This window comes from Phaeobacter sp. JH20_08 (genome assembly GCF_048056635.1).
In the GTDB taxonomy this organism is placed as follows: domain Bacteria; phylum Pseudomonadota; class Alphaproteobacteria; order Rhodobacterales; family Rhodobacteraceae; genus Phaeobacter; species Phaeobacter bryozoorum.
In genome coordinates this window covers 269,710-288,820 of the sequence record NZ_JAYMVV010000005.1, presented here as the reverse complement: position 1 = coordinate 288,820, position 19,111 = coordinate 269,710, and the positions used below count along the sequence as shown (strand labels likewise).

The window sequence follows — 19,111 nt, the reverse complement described above, 5'->3', positions numbered from 1 at the left end:
CGGCCTCGACCATGGGTAAACCGCGCTCCGAACTCGGCATTATTCTCAAAGGCGTCGCCGGGAACCCGCTGGGCCTGATGGGGCTGATCATCGTCGGGGCCATCGTGATCAGCGCCATCTTCGCGCCATGGATTGTGCCCTACGATCCAATTGCCATGAATATTCAGGACCGTATGCAAGGCCCATCGGCCAGCCATTGGCTGGGCACCGACCAGCTGGGCCGAGATACCTTCAGCCGCGTGATCATGGGCGGACAGGTGGCGCTGAAGGTCGCCTTGCCTGCGGTCTTTGGGGCCATGGTGATCGGTCTGACACTGGGAATGATCGCGGGCTACGGACCAAAATGGCTCGACAATCTGCTGATGCTTCTGTTTGACACCATCCGGTCATTCCCAACCGTGATGTTCGCGCTGGCCGTCGTCGCGCTGGTGGGTCCCAGCCTGCAAACTGTGGTTTTCGTGGTCATGGCGACCTCGATCCCGACCTATGGCCGTGTGGCGCGCACGCAGACGCTCACATTGCGCAACTCGGAGTTCATACTGGCCGAACGCTCCATGGGGGCCAGCATGGCCCGTATTCTGGGTGTCCATTTGCTGCCCAATATCATTGGCGTCCTGGCGGTTCTGGCTGCCATGGACATCCCCACGGTGATCGCGCTTGAGGCCGGTCTGTCGTTCCTCGGTCTCGGGGTAAAACCGCCGACACCCAGCTGGGGTGCATTGTTGAAAGATGGCTATGCCCTGATCCGGCAAACGCCGTGGCTGGTGGTCGGAGGCGGCCTGCCGATCATCATCGCAACGCTGGGCTTCACCTTCCTCGGCGAATCCCTGCGCGACGTGGTTGACCCGAAATTGAGAAAGAACCGATGACCGAAACCTTGTTGGAGATCGACCATCTCAGCGTCGACTATAAAACCGAACGCGGCGACCTGAAAGCCTTGCGCGATATCACCTTTGACGTCCGCAAAGGGGAAATCGTCGGGATCGTCGGCGAAAGCGGCTGCGGAAAGTCGACGCTGATCTCGTCGATCCTGCGGTTGACGGCACCGAACACGCGGTTCCGTGAGGGCGCGGTGCGGTTCAAGGGGCAGGACCTGTTGCAGGCCAACGAGCGTCAGATGCGCGCCCTGCGCGGCGACGATATCTCAATCGTCTTCCAGGACCCGATGCAGACCCACAACCCGGTGCTGACCGTCGGTCAGCAGATGGTCGATATCCAGCACCGGTCCTCCGCATCCAAGGCCGCAAAACGCGCAACCGCCGCGAAAATGCTGGGGGCTGTGGGCATTCCCGATCCCGACGCGCGGCTGAACCAGTTCCCGCATGAATTCTCCGGCGGGATGCGCCAGCGGATCGCCATTGCCATGGCGCTGATGTCCGAGCCTGACCTGCTGATCGCCGATGAACCCACAACGGCACTGGATGCCACGCTTGAAGTACAGATTATCGAACGCTTGCAGGAGCTTCAGCGCGAAATGAACTGCGCGATCCTATTCATCTCGCATCATCTGGGCGTGATTGCGGAACTCTGTGACAGGGTGGTGGTGATGTATGCGGGCGCAGTCGTCGAAAGCGGCGATGTGCGCGAGATCTTTCACAACCCGAAACATCCCTACACCCGCCGCCTGATCGAATGTGATCCGGGCCACATCAAGACCCGCGCCCGTGTCCTGCCGACCATTCCGGGCGAAGTCCCCGATCTGGCGAACCTGCCCGGCGGCTGCATTTTTCGCGACCGGTGCGATCAGGCAATCGCCCGCTGCGCGGCAGACGTGCCGCCACTTGAGCGACTGGGAGACGACGGTCATCTGGCTGCCTGTTGGCTGAACCATGAGGAGATGACGGCGTGAGCCTTCTGTCTGTTGATAACCTTCAAACCAGCTATGGTCAGGTCAATGTGCTGGCTGGCGTCAGCTTTGACGTGGCCCCGGGCGAAACCTACGCGCTTGTCGGCGAAAGCGGATCGGGCAAGACAACCGTCATTCGCGCAATTGCCGGGCTGGCCCCGGCGCAGGCCGGTTCGGTCAAATTCGACGGCAGGGAAATCCGCGGCCTGCCCGAACGGCAGCTGCGCCCCCTGCGCAAGGACATCGCCATGATGTTTCAGGATCCGGTCGGAAGCCTGTCTCCGCGGCTGACCATCGGCAGTCTGATCACGGAACCCTACAGGATTCAGGGCATGAAGAGCCGCGATCAGCACGCCGAGGCGAAGCGCCTGCTGGAGATGGTCAACCTGCCTGCGCATTTCGCCGACCGCTATCCCTATCAATTGTCCGGCGGTCAGGCACGGCGTGTCGGGGTGGCCCGCGCACTGGCGCTGGAACCCAGGTTGATCCTGGCCGACGAACCGACAGCGGGATTGGACGTCTCCGTGCAGGGCGAGTTGCTGAACCTGCTCAATGAACTGCGCGAACGGCTGGGTCTGGCCATGGTGATCATCACCCATAACCTCAGCGTCGTGCGCCATGTGGCCGACCGTATGGGGATCATGTATCTGGGGCGGCTGGTGGAAGAAGGCACCACCGAAGCAATATTCGAAAGCCCGCGCCATCCCTACACCCGCTGCCTTCTCAGCGCGAACCCGGAACCTGACCCTGACGCCCGGCTGGAACGCATCGCGCTGAAGGGCGAACCGCCGAGTCTGCTGAACCGGCCAAAGGGATGCGAGTTCCGCGAGCGCTGCCCCTTTGGCCAGGACATTTGCACCCAAACACCCAGATGGGAGGTGACCGCAGGCCATGGCCTGCGCTGCCTCGCGCCACTCTCGTAGCGAGCCCGCAATGACAGCCACGCTTTATTCCAACGGCACCATCCTGACGATGGACGCCGAAAACTCTCAGCCCGAGGCGGTGCTGACCGAAGGCGGATTGATCCGTGCCGTCGGCGACGAAACCGTCCTGCGCGCCCAGATGCCCGGCGGCACGCGGCTCCATGACCTGCAGGGCCAGACGCTTATCCCGGCCTTTATCGACCCGCATGGGCACTTTCCCGATCCGGGGTTCATTGCGCTTTTCCGTGTCGATCTTGCGTCACCGCCACGTGGCGACTGCATCGATATGGCAACGGCGCTGCACCGCCTGCGTGCCAAGGCAGCCGACACCCCAAAAGGCGAATGGGTCATGGGGGTTCTTTTTGACAACACCGCAATCGCCGAGGGTCGGATGCCGACCCGGGCTGAACTGGACGACGTGTCCACAGATCATCCCATCTGGGTGCTTCATGCCTCGGGCCACAATGGCGTCGCGAACTCCGCCGCCCTTGAAATGCGCGGCATCTCACGGGATACGCCGGACCCACTGGGCGGCCGCTATGGCCGCCGGGATGACGGCGCGCTGACAGGTCTCATCGAAGGCCTGTCGGCCATGGGCGAAATGGGCGATACTGATTTCCTGATCAATCGCGAAAGATTCTGGCAGGGTTTCGCGGTCTGCCGCGACGATTACCTCGCCCATGGCGTCACCTATGCGCAGAACGCCTGGACCTCGCGGGTAATGCTGGAGCATTTTGCCTCGCTCGGGTCAGACAAAGATCCCGGTATCGACCTGATGCTGCTGCCCATTGGAGAGCTTGAACCGGGGCTTTGGGACACTCTCGACTGGCCCGGCAATCGGCATTTCACCCTTGGCCCGCGCAAGCTATTTACCGATGGGGCATTCCAGCTTCAGACCGCCTATCTCTCTGCGCCCTATCACCGGCCAATTGACCCGAAACATTCCTGCGGGATGCCCTATGTGGCCGCTGAGGAACACCGCCGCGAAGTGAGGAAACTCCATGACCTCGGCCACCAGATCCATTGCCACTGCAACGGTGATGCCGGGGCCGACATGTTCATCGATGCCGTGGCCGCCGCCTTGGCCGACACCCCGCGCGCGGATCACCGCCACACGATCATTCACGGCCAGACCCTGCGCGACGACCAGCTTGGCCGTATGGCCGAGCTTGGCATCACGGTCAGCTTCTTCTCGGCCCATATCCATTTCTGGGGCGATCGCCATTACAGTACGTTTCTCGGCCCCGAGCGCGCCAGCCGCCTGTCCCCCGCCGCGTCGGCCGAGCGATTTGGGGTCCGCTACACCCTGCACAATGACGCCTCCGTAACGCCAACCAGGCCGCTGCATCTGGCCCATTGCGCCGTCAACCGCACCACATCAAGCGGGCGGGTGCTCGGGGAAAGCCAGAAAATCAGCGCCCTCTCGGCCCTGCGGGCACAAACGATAGACGCGGCCTGGCAGGTCTTCCAGGAAGATATTCGTGGATCAATAGAGCCGGGAAAATGCGCCGATCTTGCAGTTCTCTCAGGCAATCCGATTGCGGCCTCAGAGAACCTTCTGGATTTGAAAGTGACGGCGACAATTCGAGCGGGCAAAATGGTGTCGGGAGACTGACCCTCCGACGAGGTCTGTGTGACTGTGGTCGTGACGGGTTCATTTTTGATCGCTTCACAACCTATTCAGAGAGACCATAGCCGAGGACACAGATTGCAGCAGCTTTGCATTTGGCAATTACCCAATCTCGTATGCGTGTGCGCCCGCAACATGCCTCATCTCCATTGCGCTGTTGCATTGGGAGGGGATGCCACGCTCAAGCGTTGCAAAGAACCAATAGGACGCAGACCTGCTAGAATACCCGCCGCGCAAGCGCAGCGTCATGGGCGATTACAAGGGTTCGCGATCCAGCCGCGCGACCAGCAATCATCTTTTTTCAGAAATCCACGCAGGTATTGTCGGATTTGCATTGGCCCGCGCGTTCTTGCAGCATGTGATCAGTGCACTGGAGAAAACCATGATCTATGCAATTACAATCTACGGAGAAGCCGGGCTTTTTGAAACACTCCCCAAAGAACGGCAGGACGAAGTACTGGCCGGACATGGCGCGTTGCAGGAGGCGCTGAAGAAACGAGGGGAGTTCATCTCGATCAAGCTGATGCCGCCAACCTCGGCAGTGATGCTTGACCCTGCACCGGCGGTCGATCAGCCTCCGTTGATTGTGGATGGGCCCTATGCCGAGACAAAAGAGAGTTTCCTGGGATTTTACGCCGCCGACTTTGAAAACCTGGACGATGCTCTAACCCATGCCAAGATGATCTCATCCCCGGTGGTTCGGCTAGAAGTGCGGCCCGTGGCCTGGGCGGGAGGTGCGATTTCGTCGGAATAGGCATGTGTCGGACTGGCTAGAAGCAACAATCACCAGACAGCGTCCGCAGGCGCTGGCCGCGCTGACCCGCTACTTCCGCGATATAGATATCGCGGAGGACGCCTTTGCAGAGGCCTGTCTCAAAGCCCTCAAGGTCTGGACGGACATCGGCGCACCCCGTGATCCTTTGGCCTGGCTGCTGGCCACCGCCCGCAACGCGGGGCTCGACGCGCTGCGCAAGTCCCAGCGGCACCATGCCATCCTTGCGCGGCACTGTGCAGAGTTTCAACCCATGACAGAGGCACCCCCTGATCCCGATGAACTGCGCGATGACGTCCTGCGCCTGTTGTTCATCTGTTGCCACCCGGAGCTGGAACGGCGCGATCAGATTGCCATCGCGCTGCGGATCGTCGCCGGGCTTAGCGTTGCGGAAATTGCACGCGGCTTCCTGATCAAACCGAAGGCCATGGAACAACGGATCACCCGCGCGAAGAAGAAAATCGCCAGTGGCACCGTCGCCTTTGAAACGCCCAGCCCGCAGGAGCGGGGCGCGCGGCTGGGTGAGGTCTCGCTGATGGTCTACCTGATGTTCAACGAGGGCTGGTCGGCTTCTGGTGGTGAGACCCAGATCAAGCTCACAGTCTGCGAAGAGGCAATCCGCCTCGCTCGTCTGCTGGCAAACCTGTTCCCGGCCATGGGCGAGCAGGCGGCGCTTCTGTCGCTCCTGCTGTTTCAACATTCGCGGCGTGACGCGCGCATGGATGCTGATGGCCAGCTCGTCCCGTTGGAGGATCAGAACCGCAGCCGATGGGATCTCTCCCAAATCGCCGAGGCGACGGCGCTGCTACAAAAGGCCCAGAGGATCAATCATCGGGGGGTTTACATCATTCAGGCCGCGATTGCTGCGGTCCATGCCCGCGCGCCCTCCGCAGAAGAGACCGATTGGTCACTGATCGCTGCGCATTACGCCGCGCTCTATGCCCTGCAGCCTTCGCCCGTTGTGCGTCTCAACCTCATCGCAGCGGAGGCACGGATTGAAGGCCCTGCCTACGCGTTGGCCGCGTTGGAGCCGCTGGCTGACGATCTGTCGCAATACCGCTGGTTTCATGCCATGAGAGGCCGACTGTTGCAGGACACCGGCAATCATCCAGCGGCCATCAAGGCGTTTGAAGCAGCGCTTTCACTCAACCCGACAGCACCGGAACGCGCCGCCGTTCAAGGAAAAATCGCGCTCAGCAAAAAAGAACTGCCCGACGTGTAGGGATTGGGAGTGGTCATGCGTCCTTGGGTCAGACCTGCATTCGGGCAGGCAAACAGGGAGAAGACGTATGAGCATTCTTGAGATGACAGCAATTGGAAACGCCGGCTGGATCGGGCACTCCGGGCCGGATCAGGAGAAGGCCAAAACCTTTTATCAGGAGGTGCTAGGCTGGACCATCAACAATATGCCGATGCAGGACGGGTCCAGCTACTCGGCGATTGCGGTGGGCGAAACGGCGATTGGCGGTTTTTCTCCCATGCCCGAGGAGAGCGGAAGCTGGACGATTTTCTTTACCGTTGCCGATGTGGACAGCTGCGTGACCACCGCAAAGGCCAAAGGCGCAACCGTCCTGCAAGCCCCCATGGATATGCCCGGTGTCGGTCGCATGGCAACGCTCACAGATCCGCAGGGCGCCCGCTTTGCAGTGATCACCTATGCCCAGAACCCGGCCTAAGGACGCGCTCAGATGGAACAAACACCACAGATCGCGCTGGCCGTAACGGCGATTTTCGTCCTTCTCAGCATCCCGATGGCGATCTCGGTCGGGGTGCGCCGGGCCAAAACCGGCATCCTGCTGCTGCATGGTGACGATGATGTGCTGCTGCGCCGGATCCGGGCCCATGGCAACTTTGTCGAATATGTGCCGCTTGCGCTTCTGGCCCTCGCCGGTGCTGAAATCGCCGGAACCGCAGCCTGGCTGGTGGCCCTATGCGGTGCCGTGCTCATCCTGGCGCGGCTCATCCACTACTTTGGCCTGCTTGCATCGGCCGATAGTAAAGGGCGCGCCGTCGGTGCCGCGCTGACAACCTTGGCGATGTTCATGCTCGCCATCGCCATCCTGTGGCAACTATTTGGGGCTGCCTGATGCCTTATGACGAAGGCCTTAGCCAACACATGCGCGGCGCACTCGCCGCGCATGTGGGGATCACTGAAAAGCGGATGATGGGCGGTGTGTGTTTTTTCCTGAACGGCAATATGCTTTGCGGTGCGCGACGGCACAAAGATGGTGTCGGGCGGTTTATGTTCCGTATCGGCAAGGAGAACGAAGCGGCCGCCCTTGCAGACCCGACCGCCCGCGTCGTCATCCACGGCAAGCGCAAGCTGGGTGGCTTCATCCTGGTAGATGAGGCCGATTGCCCGGACCCCGCAATGAAGCGCTGGCTGCAGCAATGCCTGGCACATGCAGCAGCCCTGCCCGCCAAAAAGTGAGGGACAATCATGAATACATTCGACAGCTACAGCCCCGATGCGCTGCAATTCCTGCGCGATCTGAAGGCGAACAACACCAAAGACTGGTTCACGGCACATAAAACGACATATGAACACTGCATCAAAGATCCCACCAAGGTCTTTGCGGCTCACATGGAGAGCGCACTTGGTGCGCTGACCGGTCAACCGCATAGCAGCAAGATCTTCCGTATCCATCGCGACGTCCGCTTCTCCAAGGACAAGACGCCCTACAACGCTCATATCCACGTCACCTTGAGACCAGAAAGAACAACTGCGCAGCCGCCCATGTGGTTCTTCGGTCTCTCGCCTGAGAAGCTGACGCTGGGCTGTGGCGTGTTTCAATACGACAACGAAGCACTCGCCAATTTCCGCAGGGCGATGGCGGGTCCTAAAGGGGCCGAGTTGATCGCATTGACGGACGAACTGCGTGCCTCAGGTATCCGCATCGGTGAGCCGGACCTGAAACGGGTCCCCAAAGGTTTTGATAAGGATCATCCGAACGAGGTTGCACTGCGACGCAAGGGGTTTGCCGCATGGATCGACATCACCGACACAGCCTTTGTCACGGAGCCAGATCTCGTCGAACGTAGCACTGCGACGTTTCAAAAGCTCATCCCGGTATTTGACCTGCTTTCCGACATCGGTTCCCCTACCGGCCCCTGCTAAAGAATCCGCAGTATCATCGGCACGGTCGCAATATGACACTTGTGTGGGAATACAGGCGGTTGACGCGCGTCATTTGATAGGCCTGAAGCACCTCTAGATGACAGAGCCCGATAGACGGCGGCAGAGCGGAGGCCGATCTCAGCGTGGCGCGGTGACCATAATGAATTTACTCGGCTTGCTTATCGCCGCAAAACCATATCGGGCGACCGGCCGCCAAGTCGGTTGGCGAAGGCCTCGGTGAACGACTATTTGCATCCATGGCCATGTGCTTACAGCCGAGCGCGACCGGTAAGCGGATTGCTTCACGGACACAGAGAGGATTCCGGCGCGATTGCCGACGTTGTCCGCTTGGAGCATGGCGCCTTGATCGAGATAGTGGCAGCCCGCCGCTCGATCCAAGACACAGGCTGATCCAGACCGTTTCGCGCGGCCTGCACCTGCGATACCGGCGCCCGACGCGAAAGCGAAGGTGGTCAAGAGGACCACATTCACGGCCCTCAGGGCAGAGCGATCCCCAATATGTGCGGCTCATCAGCCGGATGGAAATCCATCGTGGGCGCCCTATTCCACCCAAACATTAAGAGAAACAGAATACGACAATATTGAGGAAGATGGCGGAGACGATGGGATTCGAACCCACGAGACCCTTCCGGGCCTACTCCCTTAGCAGGGGAGCGCCTTCGACCACTCGGCCACGTCTCCGCTGACCCGTCTATCAGCGCAACCAAGCCAAGAACAAGGGCGAAATGCTGTTTTCGGCAAAAAAATTGCAGCCCTTGACCAGGGGGACAAAAACAGCAATCGCCCCGCCGCAGGCGTGCTGCAGCGGGGCGATGTGAGACGCTGTTCGGACGAAGGAAACCATCGTCGCGCACCGATTCAGGGCAGGATGGCAAGCCGCTTCAGGAACAGAGTTTTCACCGCATCGGCGTCAACTGCCATGTAGACGTCGATCGGCTTGCGGTCGCTGTCTGTGGCGAGGCGGGTTTCGCCTGACGTTTCACCGTCGCAGGACACCTCCATTGCAACCGAGCGCGCCGTGAACAACTCAGGATGCGTGCAGGCAATGACTGCGGCCGGATCATGAAGCGAGCAGCCGTCAAACTTGCCGACGGTTTCATAGAAATGCAGGTAGAAGACCGACATTTCCTGCAACATCCCACCCAGCTCAGGGGATTGCGCGGCAATGGCGGAGAAATCCTCGGCGGTGCACAGAATGCGATGCGTGACATCCAGACCGACCATCTCGACCTGCGCGCCGGAACCGAAGACGACGTCGGCCGCGTGGGGGTCGTGATAGATGTTGGCTTCGGCGTGGGGGGTGATATTGCCGCCCTCTTCCAGCGAGCCACCCATGATCACGATCCGTTTCACATTTTTTGCAAACTCGGCGTCGCGCTGAATCGCATGGGCGATATTGGTCAGCGGACCAATCGGACAGACCACCAGCTCACCCTTGTGCTCGCGCGCCATGCGGATCAGGAAGTCAGCTGCATCCTCCTCCAGAGCTTGCCCTTTCGGCGTCTTGGCCGGAATGTCGCCAAACCCTTCGGCGCCATGCACATGGGCAGAGGGCGTAAAGGGCGGCAGCACCAGCGGGGTCTCGGCGCCATGGGCGACAGGCAGGTCCAGACCCGCAGCTTCCAGCAAACGCAACGCGTTACGGGTGGCCGTTTTGGTGGTCACATTGCCAAAGATTGTCGTCAGCCCGAGTAGCTCGATATCCGGGGCCGCGGCCGCATAGAAAATCGCCATGGCATCGTCGATACCGGGATCCGTGTCGATGATCAGCTTTGTCATTTTTATCCTTCCGACTAATTAATCGTGCGGGTTTAGCATTTCCGTTAGCGGCAACTCAAGCCTGCCACTTTCAGGAATAGACAACAGCTGTATCAAGAAAATGCCCGCCTTCACTGGAAGACGGGCACCAATATTGTCGCGGAGAGCAGAAAGATCAGGTGTTGAACAGGAAGTGCAGAACATCGCCATCCTTGACGATGTAGCTTTTGCCCTCGGCGCGCATCTTGCCCGCTTCCTTGGCACCCTGTTCGCCGTTATGGGCGATGAAATCGTCATAGGCGATGGTTTCAGCGCGGATGAAACCTTTCTCGAAATCGCCGTGGATGACGCCCGCCGCCTGCGGTGCCGCAGTACCGGACCGGATGGTCCAAGCGCGTGCTTCCTTGGGGCCGACGGTGAAATAGGTCTCCAGGTGCAACAGCTGATAGCCTGCACGGATCAGCCGGTCGAGACCAGCCTCGGCAAGCCCCATTTCGGAGAGGAACATCTCTGCTTCCTCCGGTTCCAGCTGGCTGATTTCTTCTTCGATCTGGGCCGAGATGATTACATGGCTGTTGCCCTGAGCCGCAGCCATGTCCGCCACTTTGGCCGAATGCTCGTTGCCCTCGACCGATTCCGACTCGCCGACGTTGCAGACATAAAGCACTGGCTTGGTCGTCAGCAGTTGCAGCATTTTCCAGGCCTTGGCATCCTCTGCATCGACCTCGACCAGACGCGCGGGTTTGCCATCTTCCAACATCGCCTGTGCCGCCGCCAGAAGGCGGTCCTGCTGCTGAGCTTCCTTGTCGTTGCCCTTCAGCTTACGCACCAGATTGGCGCGGCGTTTTTCAATGCTTTCTAGGTCGGCCAGCATCAGTTCAGTCTCGATCACCTCGGCATCGGCAACCGGGTCAACGCGCCCTTCAACATGGGTCACATCGCCATCTTCAAAGCAGCGCAGCACATGGGCGATGGCATCGGTTTCGCGGATGTTGGCGAGAAACTGGTTGCCCAGACCCTCGCCCTGCGAAGCGCCTTTGACCAAGCCTGCGATATCAACAAATGTCATCCGCGTCGGGATGATCTGTTTAGAGCCCGCAATGGCCGCCAGCTTGTCCAGCCGGGCATCGGGCACGCCGACTTCACCGACATTCGGTTCGATCGTGCAAAACGGAAAGTTCGCCGCCTGCGCCGATGCGGTTTTCGTCAATGCGTTGAACAGGGTCGACTTGCCGACGTTCGGCAGACCCACGATTCCCATTTTAAAGCCCATTTCGGCCTCCTGATGCCACTTGGGAGGTGCTTCTAGGCAGCATTTCGAAGTGACGCAAGCGCGCATCTCCCGCCCCCTCCGCCAAGCGCCCCGGTCGAGGCTGGTGCAAAGAGCCGTGAAGACCTAGTCCCGATGCGGAGGCTCCGAGCAAGGAAAATTTCAAAACAAGGTGCAACCAATTGGCGACACTCGCGTTCCTTTGATCGGAATGTGATCCCTTTGCCCCGCCAGAAGGTGGACATTCTTATGATTTAACGGCTCATTTCAGCTAGGCTGACCAAAACGAGACTATTGACAATGACATTACGCACCTTCGTTACCGCGACGCCCCTCGCCTGCGCCCTGACGCTTGCCAGCGCCCTCCCTTCGGCTGCCGCCGACTGGATCTTTGGTGCAGGATATTCAAGCTTTTCCCGTGAAGGCGCAGAGGATAGCGCATTGATCTCGGTGGAATACCAGCATGATGCGTTCTGGCAGCGTGGCAATTTCGACGCAGCCTTTGGTGCCGCACTTGATGTGCAAACCACTGGCGATCTGTTCATCGGCGCAGGTGCGGTCGGCACGTGGCATCTCCAGCGCGGCTGGTTCATTGAAACCAGCGTAATGCCCGGTGCCTACGCCGAGAGTGTCCGGCTCAACGATCTGGGCTCAACATTTGAAATTCGCAGCGCAATCGCCCTTGGCAAGGAATTCGCAAATGGCAAATCGCTGTCGCTGGCGCTGACCCATAAATCAAACGCGTCCACAGCCGATATCAACCCCGGGGTAAATTCGCTGCTGCTACGCTGGCACGTCCCCTTCAAAGGCTAGAGGCAAGCGCCCGCCTGGCGGAGGAGCAGCGTGACAATAAGGCGAGCGGGATTGATTTCCGCCGCAACATTCGGCACACCGAAGCGGACACATTCAAAAGGCCCGATCATGACCCGCATTGATGCCAAATTCGCCGAACTGAAAGCTGCCAGCAAAAAGGCCTTTGTCGCCTATGTCATGGCGGGTGACCCTGACTTCGACACCTCGCTTGAACTGGTAAAGGGGCTGCCCGCGGCGGGCGTCGATGTGATCGAACTGGGCCTACCCTTTACCGATCCGATGGCCGATGGCCCGACCATTCAGCTGGCCGGACAGCGCGCGCTGGAAGCCGGTATGACCCTTGAGCGCACACTTGAGCTGGCGCGTGCGTTCCGCGCCGAAGACGACACCACACCCATCGTGATGATGGGATACTACAACCCTATCTATAGCCGGGGCGTTGATAAGTTCCTCAAAGACGCCAAGGCAGCTGGCATCGACGGGTTGATCGTGGTTGACCTGCCGCCGGAAGAAGACAGCGAATTGTGCCTCCCCGCGCAGGAGGCAGGGCTGAATTTCATTCGACTGGCCACTCCTACCACCGACGACAAGCGCCTGCCCCGCGTCCTGCAAAACACCTCCGGTTTCGTCTATTACGTCTCGATCACCGGGATCACAGGTGCAGCCGAAGCCGAAGCGACCAATGTCGGACCGGAAGTGGCGCGGATCAAAGCCAATACCGATCTGCCTGTTATCGTCGGCTTTGGCATCAATACGCCTGAAAAATCAAAGGCCATCGCCTCCGTCGCCGATGGCGCGGTGGTCGGCTCTGCCATTGTCGGCCAGATTGGCGCAGGCAAATCCGTCGCCGAGGTCCTCAGTTTCGTAAAGTCTCTCTCTGACGGGGCACACGCTGCCTGATCGCAATCAGCTGATCGCCGCCAACAATCATCAGGCCGCATCCCATCGGGTGCGGCTTTTTTGCCGTTCACATCCGCGCGCGAGCATCCTGCATTGCATCTCACCCGATGGATTGGTAATAAATTATTACCAAACAAGGGCGAGGATGACACCGTGCCAGTCATTACCAATATCGACGATCTGAAACGCATCTATGAACGGCGTGTCCCGCGCATGTTCTATGACTATGCAGAAAGTGGCAGCTGGACCGAGCAGACCTTTCGCGACAACACCAGCGATTTTGAAAAGATTCGACTGCGCCAACGGGTGGCGGTCGATATGGCTGGCCGCAGCACCGCAAGCCGGATGATCGGGCAGGAAGTGTCGATGCCTGTTGCCCTCGCGCCGGTTGGTCTGACCGGTATGCAACATGCCGATGGCGAGATAAAAGCAGCCCGCGCCGCCGAGGCTTTCGGCGTCCCGTTCACGCTGTCGACAATGTCCATCAACTCGATCGAGGACGTGGCCGAGGCTACGACAAAACCCTTTTGGTTTCAGCTTTATACGATGAAGGACGAGGATTATGTCCGTCGTCTGATCCGGCGTGCAAAAGACGCCAAATGCTCCGCCCTGGTAATCACGCTGGACCTCCAAATTCTTGGCCAGCGGCACAAGGATCTGAAAAACGGCCTTTCCGCACCGCCGAAGCTGACCCCAAAGACCATCGCCAACCTGATGACCAAATGGACCTGGGGCCTGCAGATGCTGGGCGCCAAGCGGCGCAACTTCGGCAACATCGTCGGCCATGTGGACGGTATTTCGGACGCCTCGTCACTGGGTGCCTGGACAGCGGAACAATTCGACCCCTCGCTCGACTGGGGCAAGATTGCCAAGCTGATCGAGCTTTGGGATGGCAAGGTCATCCTGAAGGGAATTCTAGATGTAGAAGATGCCAGGATGGCAGCAAAAGTTGGTGCCGACGCAATCGTGGTCTCCAATCATGGTGGCCGCCAGCTGGATGGCGCACTAAGCTCCATTCAGATGCTTCCGGCAATCATGGAGGCTGTAGGCGATCAGATCGAGGTTCATTTGGACAGCGGCATCCGCTCCGGCCAGGATATCCTGAAGGCACTTGCCCTTGGCGCGACGGGAACCATGATCGGGCGCGCCTTTGTTTACGGGCTCGGCGCTATGGGACAGGCCGGCGTCACCCGGGCACTGGAGGTGCTGCACAAGGAGCTGGATACAACAATGGCGCTATGCGGTGAGAAATCTGTCGCCAATCTGGGTCGTCACAACCTGCTGATCCCCGAAGATTTCGGCGGGCGCTGGCAGTAACATACGGCGCGGCGACAGCCGTATTTCCGGTTTGCGACTTGCAATATCAGCCAATCCGGTCTATGCGCACGGCTTCACGCGGGGTGACAGCCTTGGAGGCACCCCCATTATCAAATTGGAGAATTATCATGGCTGGTCAGATTCCTGATCTTGTTTGCCAAGAACGTACGGGGTCGGGCAAGGGCGCCGCTCGTGCAGCACGTCGTGCTGGCATGGTTCCTGGTGTTGTTTTCGGTGGCGATACCGAACCGATGTCGATCCAGATCCCCTTCAACGAACTGCTGAAAAAACTGAAAGCCGGCCGCTTCAAGTCCACCCTGTGGAACCTGAAAGTGGAAGGCCAGGAAGACGTGCGCGTGATCTGCCGCGACGTTCAGCGTGACGTTGTCAAAGACCTGCCGACACACTTCGACCTGATGCGTCTGCGTCGCACCTCGAAGGTGAATCTCTTCGTTCCCGTAGAGTTCATCAACGAAGACAAAGCCCCCGGCATCAAGCGTGGCGGCGTTCTGACCGCCGTCCGTCCCGAGGTTGAGCTGGTTGTGACCGCTGGCGACATCCCCGAGAAGCTGGTTGTTGATCTTGACGGTCTGAATGTTGGCGACACCGTCACCATCTCCTCAATCAAACTGCCGGAAGGCGCAAAGCCGACCATCGACCGCGATTTCGTTGTAGCCAACATCTCCGCTCCGTCGGGCCTGAAGTCCGCTGACAACGAAGCGTCTGAAGACGAAGCCGAAGTGGCCGCAGAAGAATAAGCTCCGACCGAAATGTCCGGAACGACGAAGCGAGGCCATCTTTGGCCTCGCTTTTTTTTGTAGATATGGGCGGCAGTCTTGGCAGGTCGCCACCTTTCAAACGGATGTCGAATCGCGTCAGGGGCTGGATTTTTGTTCGCAAACGCGCCATGTAGCCTGATGAGATAGAGCCCCACACCAAACACATCGTAGAATTGTCCATGAAACTTTTTGTTGGCCTCGGAAACCCCGGCGCGAAATATGCAGGCAACCGGCACAATATCGGCTTTATGGCGCTGGATCAGATTGCTAGAGACCACGGGTTTTCGCCTTGGAAATCAAAGTTCCAGGCCCAGATCAGTGAAGGTGTGCTTGGCGGAACCAAGGTCCTGCTGCTGAAACCGCAGACCTTTATGAACCTGTCCGGTCAGTCCGTCGGCGAAGCTATGCGGTTCTATAAACTCGCCCCCGCCGATGTGATTGTCCTGCACGATGAGCTGGACCTTGCACCGGGGAAGGCGCGGGTGAAACAGGGCGGCGGCCATGCAGGCCATAATGGGCTGCGCTCGATCCATTCTCATATCGGTGCAGATTACGGTCGCGTGCGGCTCGGCATCGGTCATCCTGGTCACAAGGACGCCGTTGCAGGATATGTGCTACGCGATTTCGCGAAGGCAGATGAGGTCTGGCTCGATGATCTAATGCGCGGTATCTCCGACGGCGCCGCCCATTTGGCGGCGGGAGATGGCGGAAAATTCATGAATGCCGTTGCCCTGCGCGTGGCTCCACCGCGCAGCTCGAGCGCCGGGTCGGCGCCAAAGGGACAGAAAGCTGCCGTACCTTCGGAAAAAGCGGCAAAATCCGGAGACACGGCCAAATCGCAGCCCTCCCAGCCTTCACAAGCCGATAGAACTGACACCGGCAATCAACCCCAGCCATCCGCCATGGAGCGGCTGCTGAACAAGTTCAAGTAATCAAAGTTTCCGTTGCGTCCTGTTTGCGCGGGCAGGCTCCGGCTGGCTAGGCTCAGCCGCGCCCGAGGAGGATTTTTATGCGTCGATATTTAAAGCTATTTTCCTATTTTCTCATAACCTTACTGATCTGCGCGGCCGCCCTTGCCTATTGGCAGCGAGAGTCGCTGAGCCGTCTGATGGCCGTGAACAGGCTGTTTGATGCAGATCGTATTGTTTCTAATTTCTCAAATATGGAGGCCGCATTCCTGACGGTCCCCCTTGATCGTGGCGACACTGCGGTCAGCCCCCTGCCGCGCGGCGTCGAAATGACACTGCCAGCCGGCGCCCAAGACTGGATCAATGAGCGGACGGTTACGTCTCTCGTGGTACTGAAGGGCGGTCAGCTTCGTCACGAAAGCTATTATCAGGGGACCGAACCGGGTGATCTGCGGATTTCCTGGTCGATGGCCAAGAGCTACCTCTCGGCGCTGCTGGGCATTCTGTTGCAGGAGGATAAGATCCGCTCGCTCGATGATCTTGTCATCGAGTATGCGCCCGAGCTGAAGGGCAGTGCCTATGAGCGGGCCAGCATCCGCAATGTGTTGAATATGGCCAGCGGAGTTAAGTTCAACGAGGATTATCTGGACTATAACTCCGACATCAACCGTATGGGGCGCACGCTGGCGCTTGGCGGCACGCTGGATGAGTTCGCCGCTGGCCTGACCGAAACAATCGGAGCCCCGGGCGAGGCCTGGCAGTATGTCTCCATCGACACCCATGTGCTGGGAATGGTCATCCGCGGGGCAACGGGCCGCACCGTCCCGGACCTCCTGTCAGAGAAAATACTGAGGCATCTCGGCCTGGAACAGGCGGGCTATTATCTGACGGATGGCGAGGGCGTTGCCTTTGTGCTGGGAGGGATCAACCAGACCACGCGCGACTATGCACGCTTTGGTCAGATGATTGCCCAGAACGGCCGCTACAACGGCATGCAGGTGGTTCCGCAGGCCTGGATCACCGCCTCCACCCGGCCATCGGCGCCGACAAAGGCCGGTCGTATCGGGTATGGGTTTCAATGGTGGATCCCCAAGAATGCCGTACCGGGCGAATTTCTGGCCAGAGGGGTCTACGGGCAGTATATCTATATCAATCAGGCCCGCGAGGTGGTGATTGTGGTAACCAGCGCTGATCGGCGGTTCCGTGATCCCGGTGTCGCTGATGAAAACGTCAAAATACTGCGGGCCCTTGCCAAATCTCTTTAGGATCCGACCATGGACCAAGACGACAGCATAAACGTATTCGGGAGAGCCCTGGCCTCCTGTTCCACCGCTCCGATGACCGGGTTCTTTCGTGACGGCCATTGCAACACCTGCGCGCAGGATCAGGGCAGCCATACGGTCTGCGCGGTGATGACGGATGAGTTTCTGGCCTATTCCAAATACGTCGGCAATGACCTATCCACACCGCGCCCCGAATTCGGCTTTGCCGGGCTGAAGGCCGGGGACAGCTGGTGCCTTTGTGCCGCGCGTTTCCTTCAGGCGGCTGACGAAGGTTGCGCACCACAGGTCAACCTTGCGGCGACACATAAGCGTGCTTTGGAGATCGTTCCGCTCAGCGTGCTGAAAAACCATGCTGCATCAGGGGAAACCTCTTAGGCGCAGCGAACCGCCTGCGAGCCTAGAGCCACGAATAAAGGCGCCCGCGATGCGAGGCGCCTTTTTCTTGATTATTCGCGCATTGTGGCAGGTTCAGTCGCTGTCGCGGCCTTCGGTGTCAGACATGTCAAAGCCGAGGTGACGGGCGACGGTAAAGATATCCTTGTCGCCACGACCACACATATTCATCACGATGATATGGTCTTTTGGCAGATCCGGTGCGATCTTCATCACATGCGCCAGTGCATGGCTTGGCTCAAGCGCCGGGATGATCCCCTCCAGCGCACAGGACAGCTGAAACGCTTCCAGCGCCTCCTTATCGGTGATGGAGACGTAGTCGGCGCGGCCGATATCATTCAGCCAGGCGTGTTCCGGCCCGATCCCCGGGTAGTCCAGTCCGGCAGAGATCGAAAAGCCCTCAAGGATCTGCCCGTCGTCGTCCTGCAACAGGTAGGTTCGGTTGCCGTGAAGCACCCCCGGGCGACCGCCAGTTAGAGATGCGCAATGCTGCATCTTCTCGTCGACACCCTTGCCGCCGGCCTCGACCCCGATGATGTTGACCGATTTGTCATCAAGGAAGGGGTAGAACAGGCCCATGGCGTTCGATCCGCCACCGATGGCCGCAATCACAGTGTCAGGCAGGCGACCCTCCCCCTCCTGCTCCGCGAGCTGCCAGCGGACCTCTTTGCCGATCACGGCCTGGAAGTCGCGCACCATCGCCGGATAGGGGTGTGGGCCAGCCACCGTCCCGATGCAGTAAAAGGTGTCGTGGACGTTGGTCACCCAGTCGCGCAGCGCGTCATTCATGGCATCTTTCAGCGTTCCACGCCCCGAGGTGACCGGGATCACCTCAGCACCCAGAAGCCGCATACGGAAGACATTGGGCGCCTGACGCTGCACATCATGAGCGCCCATATAGACCACGCATTTCAGGCCGAACTTGGCGCAGACCGTTGCTGTTGCAACACCATGCTGCCCGGCGCCCGTCTCGGCGATGATCCGGTTCTTGCCCATGCGGCGGGCGAGCAGGATCTGCCCCAGAACATTGTTGATCTTATGCGCGCCGGTGTGGTTCAGCTCATCACGCTTCAGATAAACCTTAGCACCGCCGAGATGGTCCGTCAGCCGCTCGGCGAAATAGAGCGGGCTGGGGCGACCCACATAGTTCTTCCAAAGGTCATCCATCTCCGCCCAGAAGCTTGGATCATCCTTGGCGCGATCATACTCCTCTTCCAGGCTGAGGATCAGCGGCATCAGGGTCTCGCTGACAAACCTTCCCCCGAAAATACCAAACCGTCCCTGTTCGTCGGGACCGTTCATGAAGCTGTTGAATAGATCTTCGGCCATGGTTCTTTCCTTCTTCGCGGCGCTCGATATGAGTATAGCGCAGCCTGCCCC

The 19,111-nt window shown here is 59.4% G+C and carries 20 protein-coding genes and 1 tRNA gene; 17 read left to right on the top strand and 4 right to left on the bottom strand.

Translation table 11 applies throughout. The features are described 5' to 3' along the window. Positions 1–11 precede the first annotated feature (11 nt). From VWY75_RS03480 to VWY75_RS03435, 10 genes are all read left to right on the top strand, one after another. Complete coding sequence (locus VWY75_RS03480) at positions 12–869, top strand: ABC transporter permease (protein ID WP_416537326.1); 858 nt, start codon at positions 12–14, stop codon at positions 867–869. Then, complete coding sequence (locus VWY75_RS03475; protein ID WP_340544472.1) at positions 866–1,849, top strand: ABC transporter ATP-binding protein; 984 nt, start codon at positions 866–868, stop codon at positions 1,847–1,849. Before VWY75_RS03480 ends, VWY75_RS03475 begins: the two co-directional genes overlap by 4 nt. Further along, the gene (locus VWY75_RS03470; RefSeq protein WP_416537263.1) at positions 1,846–2,769 is read left to right on the top strand and encodes an oligopeptide/dipeptide ABC transporter ATP-binding protein; all 924 of its coding nucleotides are present in this window, start codon (positions 1,846–1,848) and stop codon (positions 2,767–2,769) included. The genes VWY75_RS03475 and VWY75_RS03470 overlap by 4 nt, the downstream gene beginning before the upstream one ends. Before the next feature lie 10 nt (positions 2,770–2,779). Next, a complete protein-coding gene (locus tag VWY75_RS03465) occupies positions 2,780–4,384 on the top strand; it encodes an amidohydrolase (RefSeq protein ID WP_416537262.1) in 1,605 nt (534 codons plus the stop codon). 262 nt (positions 4,385–4,646) lie between these two features. After that, positions 4,647–5,153 (top strand): YciI family protein, encoded by a 507-nt coding sequence (locus tag VWY75_RS03460; RefSeq protein ID WP_416536539.1) that lies wholly within the window; start codon positions 4,647–4,649, stop codon positions 5,151–5,153. 4 nt (positions 5,154–5,157) lie between these two features. Beyond that, entirely contained in the window at positions 5,158–6,393 is a 1,236-nt protein-coding gene (locus VWY75_RS03455) for an RNA polymerase sigma factor (RefSeq protein ID WP_416537261.1), read from the top strand. Positions 6,394–6,460: 67 nt separating this feature from the next. Continuing rightward, entirely contained in the window at positions 6,461–6,847 is a 387-nt protein-coding gene (locus VWY75_RS03450) for a VOC family protein (RefSeq protein WP_416537260.1), read from the top strand. Between the two features lie 12 nt (positions 6,848–6,859). Further along, positions 6,860–7,258, top strand: a complete 399-nt coding sequence (locus tag VWY75_RS03445) for an MAPEG family protein (protein WP_340544464.1) — start codon at positions 6,860–6,862, stop codon at positions 7,256–7,258. Continuing rightward, positions 7,258–7,602 (top strand): TfoX/Sxy family protein, encoded by a 345-nt coding sequence (locus tag VWY75_RS03440; protein ID WP_416537259.1) that lies wholly within the window; start codon positions 7,258–7,260, stop codon positions 7,600–7,602. Before VWY75_RS03445 ends, VWY75_RS03440 begins: the two co-directional genes overlap by 1 nt. 9 nt (positions 7,603–7,611) lie before the next feature. After that, complete coding sequence (locus VWY75_RS03435; protein ID WP_416537258.1) at positions 7,612–8,289, top strand: DUF2461 domain-containing protein; 678 nt, start codon at positions 7,612–7,614, stop codon at positions 8,287–8,289. A 612-nt stretch (positions 8,290–8,901) separates the two neighbouring features. On the opposite strand, the gene VWY75_RS03430 is transcribed toward VWY75_RS03435, so the two are convergent. From VWY75_RS03430 to ychF, 3 genes are all read right to left on the bottom strand, one after another. Then, positions 8,902–8,991: transfer RNA gene (locus tag VWY75_RS03430), tRNA-Ser, on the bottom strand. A 177-nt stretch (positions 8,992–9,168) separates the two neighbouring features. After that, a complete protein-coding gene (locus VWY75_RS03425) occupies positions 9,169–10,089 on the bottom strand; it encodes a nucleoside hydrolase (RefSeq protein WP_416537257.1) in 921 nt (306 codons plus the stop codon). Between the two features lie 154 nt (positions 10,090–10,243). Then, positions 10,244–11,341: a redox-regulated ATPase YchF gene (ychF, locus tag VWY75_RS03420; protein WP_416537256.1), complete on the bottom strand. Its 1,098-nt coding sequence runs from the start codon at positions 11,339–11,341 to the stop codon at positions 10,244–10,246. A gap of 297 nt (positions 11,342–11,638) precedes the next feature. Here ychF and VWY75_RS03415 point away from each other — a divergent pair, with 297 nt between their 5' ends. The 7 genes from VWY75_RS03415 to VWY75_RS03385 all read left to right on the top strand — a co-directional run bounded on the left by VWY75_RS03415 (position 11,639) and on the right by VWY75_RS03385 (position 17,713). Beyond that, a complete protein-coding gene (locus VWY75_RS03415; RefSeq protein ID WP_416536534.1) occupies positions 11,639–12,151 on the top strand; it encodes an acyloxyacyl hydrolase in 513 nt (170 codons plus the stop codon). A 108-nt stretch (positions 12,152–12,259) separates the two neighbouring features. Then, entirely contained in the window at positions 12,260–13,051 is a 792-nt protein-coding gene (gene trpA, locus VWY75_RS03410; RefSeq protein WP_340544456.1) for a tryptophan synthase subunit alpha, read from the top strand. A 153-nt stretch (positions 13,052–13,204) separates the two neighbouring features. After that, complete coding sequence (locus VWY75_RS03405) at positions 13,205–14,368, top strand: alpha-hydroxy acid oxidase (protein WP_340544455.1); 1,164 nt, start codon at positions 13,205–13,207, stop codon at positions 14,366–14,368. Positions 14,369–14,496: 128 nt separating this feature from the next. Next, positions 14,497–15,126, top strand: coding sequence for a 50S ribosomal protein L25/general stress protein Ctc (locus VWY75_RS03400; RefSeq protein ID WP_416537255.1), 630 nt, complete (start codon positions 14,497–14,499; stop codon positions 15,124–15,126). A 200-nt stretch (positions 15,127–15,326) separates the two neighbouring features. Continuing rightward, the gene (gene pth / locus VWY75_RS03395; RefSeq protein WP_416537254.1) at positions 15,327–16,079 is read left to right on the top strand and encodes an aminoacyl-tRNA hydrolase; all 753 of its coding nucleotides are present in this window, start codon (positions 15,327–15,329) and stop codon (positions 16,077–16,079) included. Between the two features lie 77 nt (positions 16,080–16,156). Then, on the top strand, positions 16,157–17,320 hold the full coding sequence (locus tag VWY75_RS03390) for a serine hydrolase domain-containing protein (RefSeq protein WP_416537253.1): 1,164 nt from the start codon (positions 16,157–16,159) through the stop codon (positions 17,318–17,320). Between the two features lie 9 nt (positions 17,321–17,329). After that, positions 17,330–17,713, top strand: coding sequence for a DUF2237 family protein (locus VWY75_RS03385; RefSeq protein ID WP_340544451.1), 384 nt, complete (start codon positions 17,330–17,332; stop codon positions 17,711–17,713). A 93-nt stretch (positions 17,714–17,806) separates the two neighbouring features. On the opposite strand, the gene trpB is transcribed toward VWY75_RS03385, so the two are convergent. Beyond that, complete coding sequence (gene trpB, locus VWY75_RS03380; RefSeq protein WP_340544450.1) at positions 17,807–19,060, bottom strand: tryptophan synthase subunit beta; 1,254 nt, start codon at positions 19,058–19,060, stop codon at positions 17,807–17,809. Positions 19,061–19,111: the final 51 nt, after the last annotated feature.

Coding starts and splice junctions, on each gene's coding strand:
- VWY75_RS03400 (WP_416537255.1), top strand. CDS start 14,497: ATGGCTGGTCAGATTCCTGATCTTGTTTGCCAAGAACGTACGGGGTCG.
- trpB (WP_340544450.1), bottom strand. CDS start 19,060: ATGGCCGAAGATCTATTCAACAGCTTCATGAACGGTCCCGACGAACAG.
- VWY75_RS03385 (WP_340544451.1), top strand. CDS start 17,330: ATGGACCAAGACGACAGCATAAACGTATTCGGGAGAGCCCTGGCCTCC.
- VWY75_RS03440 (WP_416537259.1), top strand. CDS start 7,258: ATGCCTTATGACGAAGGCCTTAGCCAACACATGCGCGGCGCACTCGCC.
- VWY75_RS03465 (WP_416537262.1), top strand. CDS start 2,780: ATGACAGCCACGCTTTATTCCAACGGCACCATCCTGACGATGGACGCC.
- VWY75_RS03445 (WP_340544464.1), top strand. CDS start 6,860: ATGGAACAAACACCACAGATCGCGCTGGCCGTAACGGCGATTTTCGTC.
- VWY75_RS03480 (WP_416537326.1), top strand. CDS start 12: ATGGGTAAACCGCGCTCCGAACTCGGCATTATTCTCAAAGGCGTCGCC.
- VWY75_RS03425 (WP_416537257.1), bottom strand. CDS start 10,089: ATGACAAAGCTGATCATCGACACGGATCCCGGTATCGACGATGCCATG.
- trpA (WP_340544456.1), top strand. CDS start 12,260: ATGACCCGCATTGATGCCAAATTCGCCGAACTGAAAGCTGCCAGCAAA.
- VWY75_RS03415 (WP_416536534.1), top strand. CDS start 11,639: ATGACATTACGCACCTTCGTTACCGCGACGCCCCTCGCCTGCGCCCTG.
- VWY75_RS03475 (WP_340544472.1), top strand. CDS start 866: ATGACCGAAACCTTGTTGGAGATCGACCATCTCAGCGTCGACTATAAA.
- VWY75_RS03435 (WP_416537258.1), top strand. CDS start 7,612: ATGAATACATTCGACAGCTACAGCCCCGATGCGCTGCAATTCCTGCGC.
- VWY75_RS03460 (WP_416536539.1), top strand. CDS start 4,647: ATGGGCGATTACAAGGGTTCGCGATCCAGCCGCGCGACCAGCAATCAT.
- VWY75_RS03390 (WP_416537253.1), top strand. CDS start 16,157: ATGCGTCGATATTTAAAGCTATTTTCCTATTTTCTCATAACCTTACTG.
- VWY75_RS03450 (WP_416537260.1), top strand. CDS start 6,461: ATGAGCATTCTTGAGATGACAGCAATTGGAAACGCCGGCTGGATCGGG.
- pth (WP_416537254.1), top strand. CDS start 15,327: ATGAAACTTTTTGTTGGCCTCGGAAACCCCGGCGCGAAATATGCAGGC.
- ychF (WP_416537256.1), bottom strand. CDS start 11,341: ATGGGCTTTAAAATGGGAATCGTGGGTCTGCCGAACGTCGGCAAGTCG.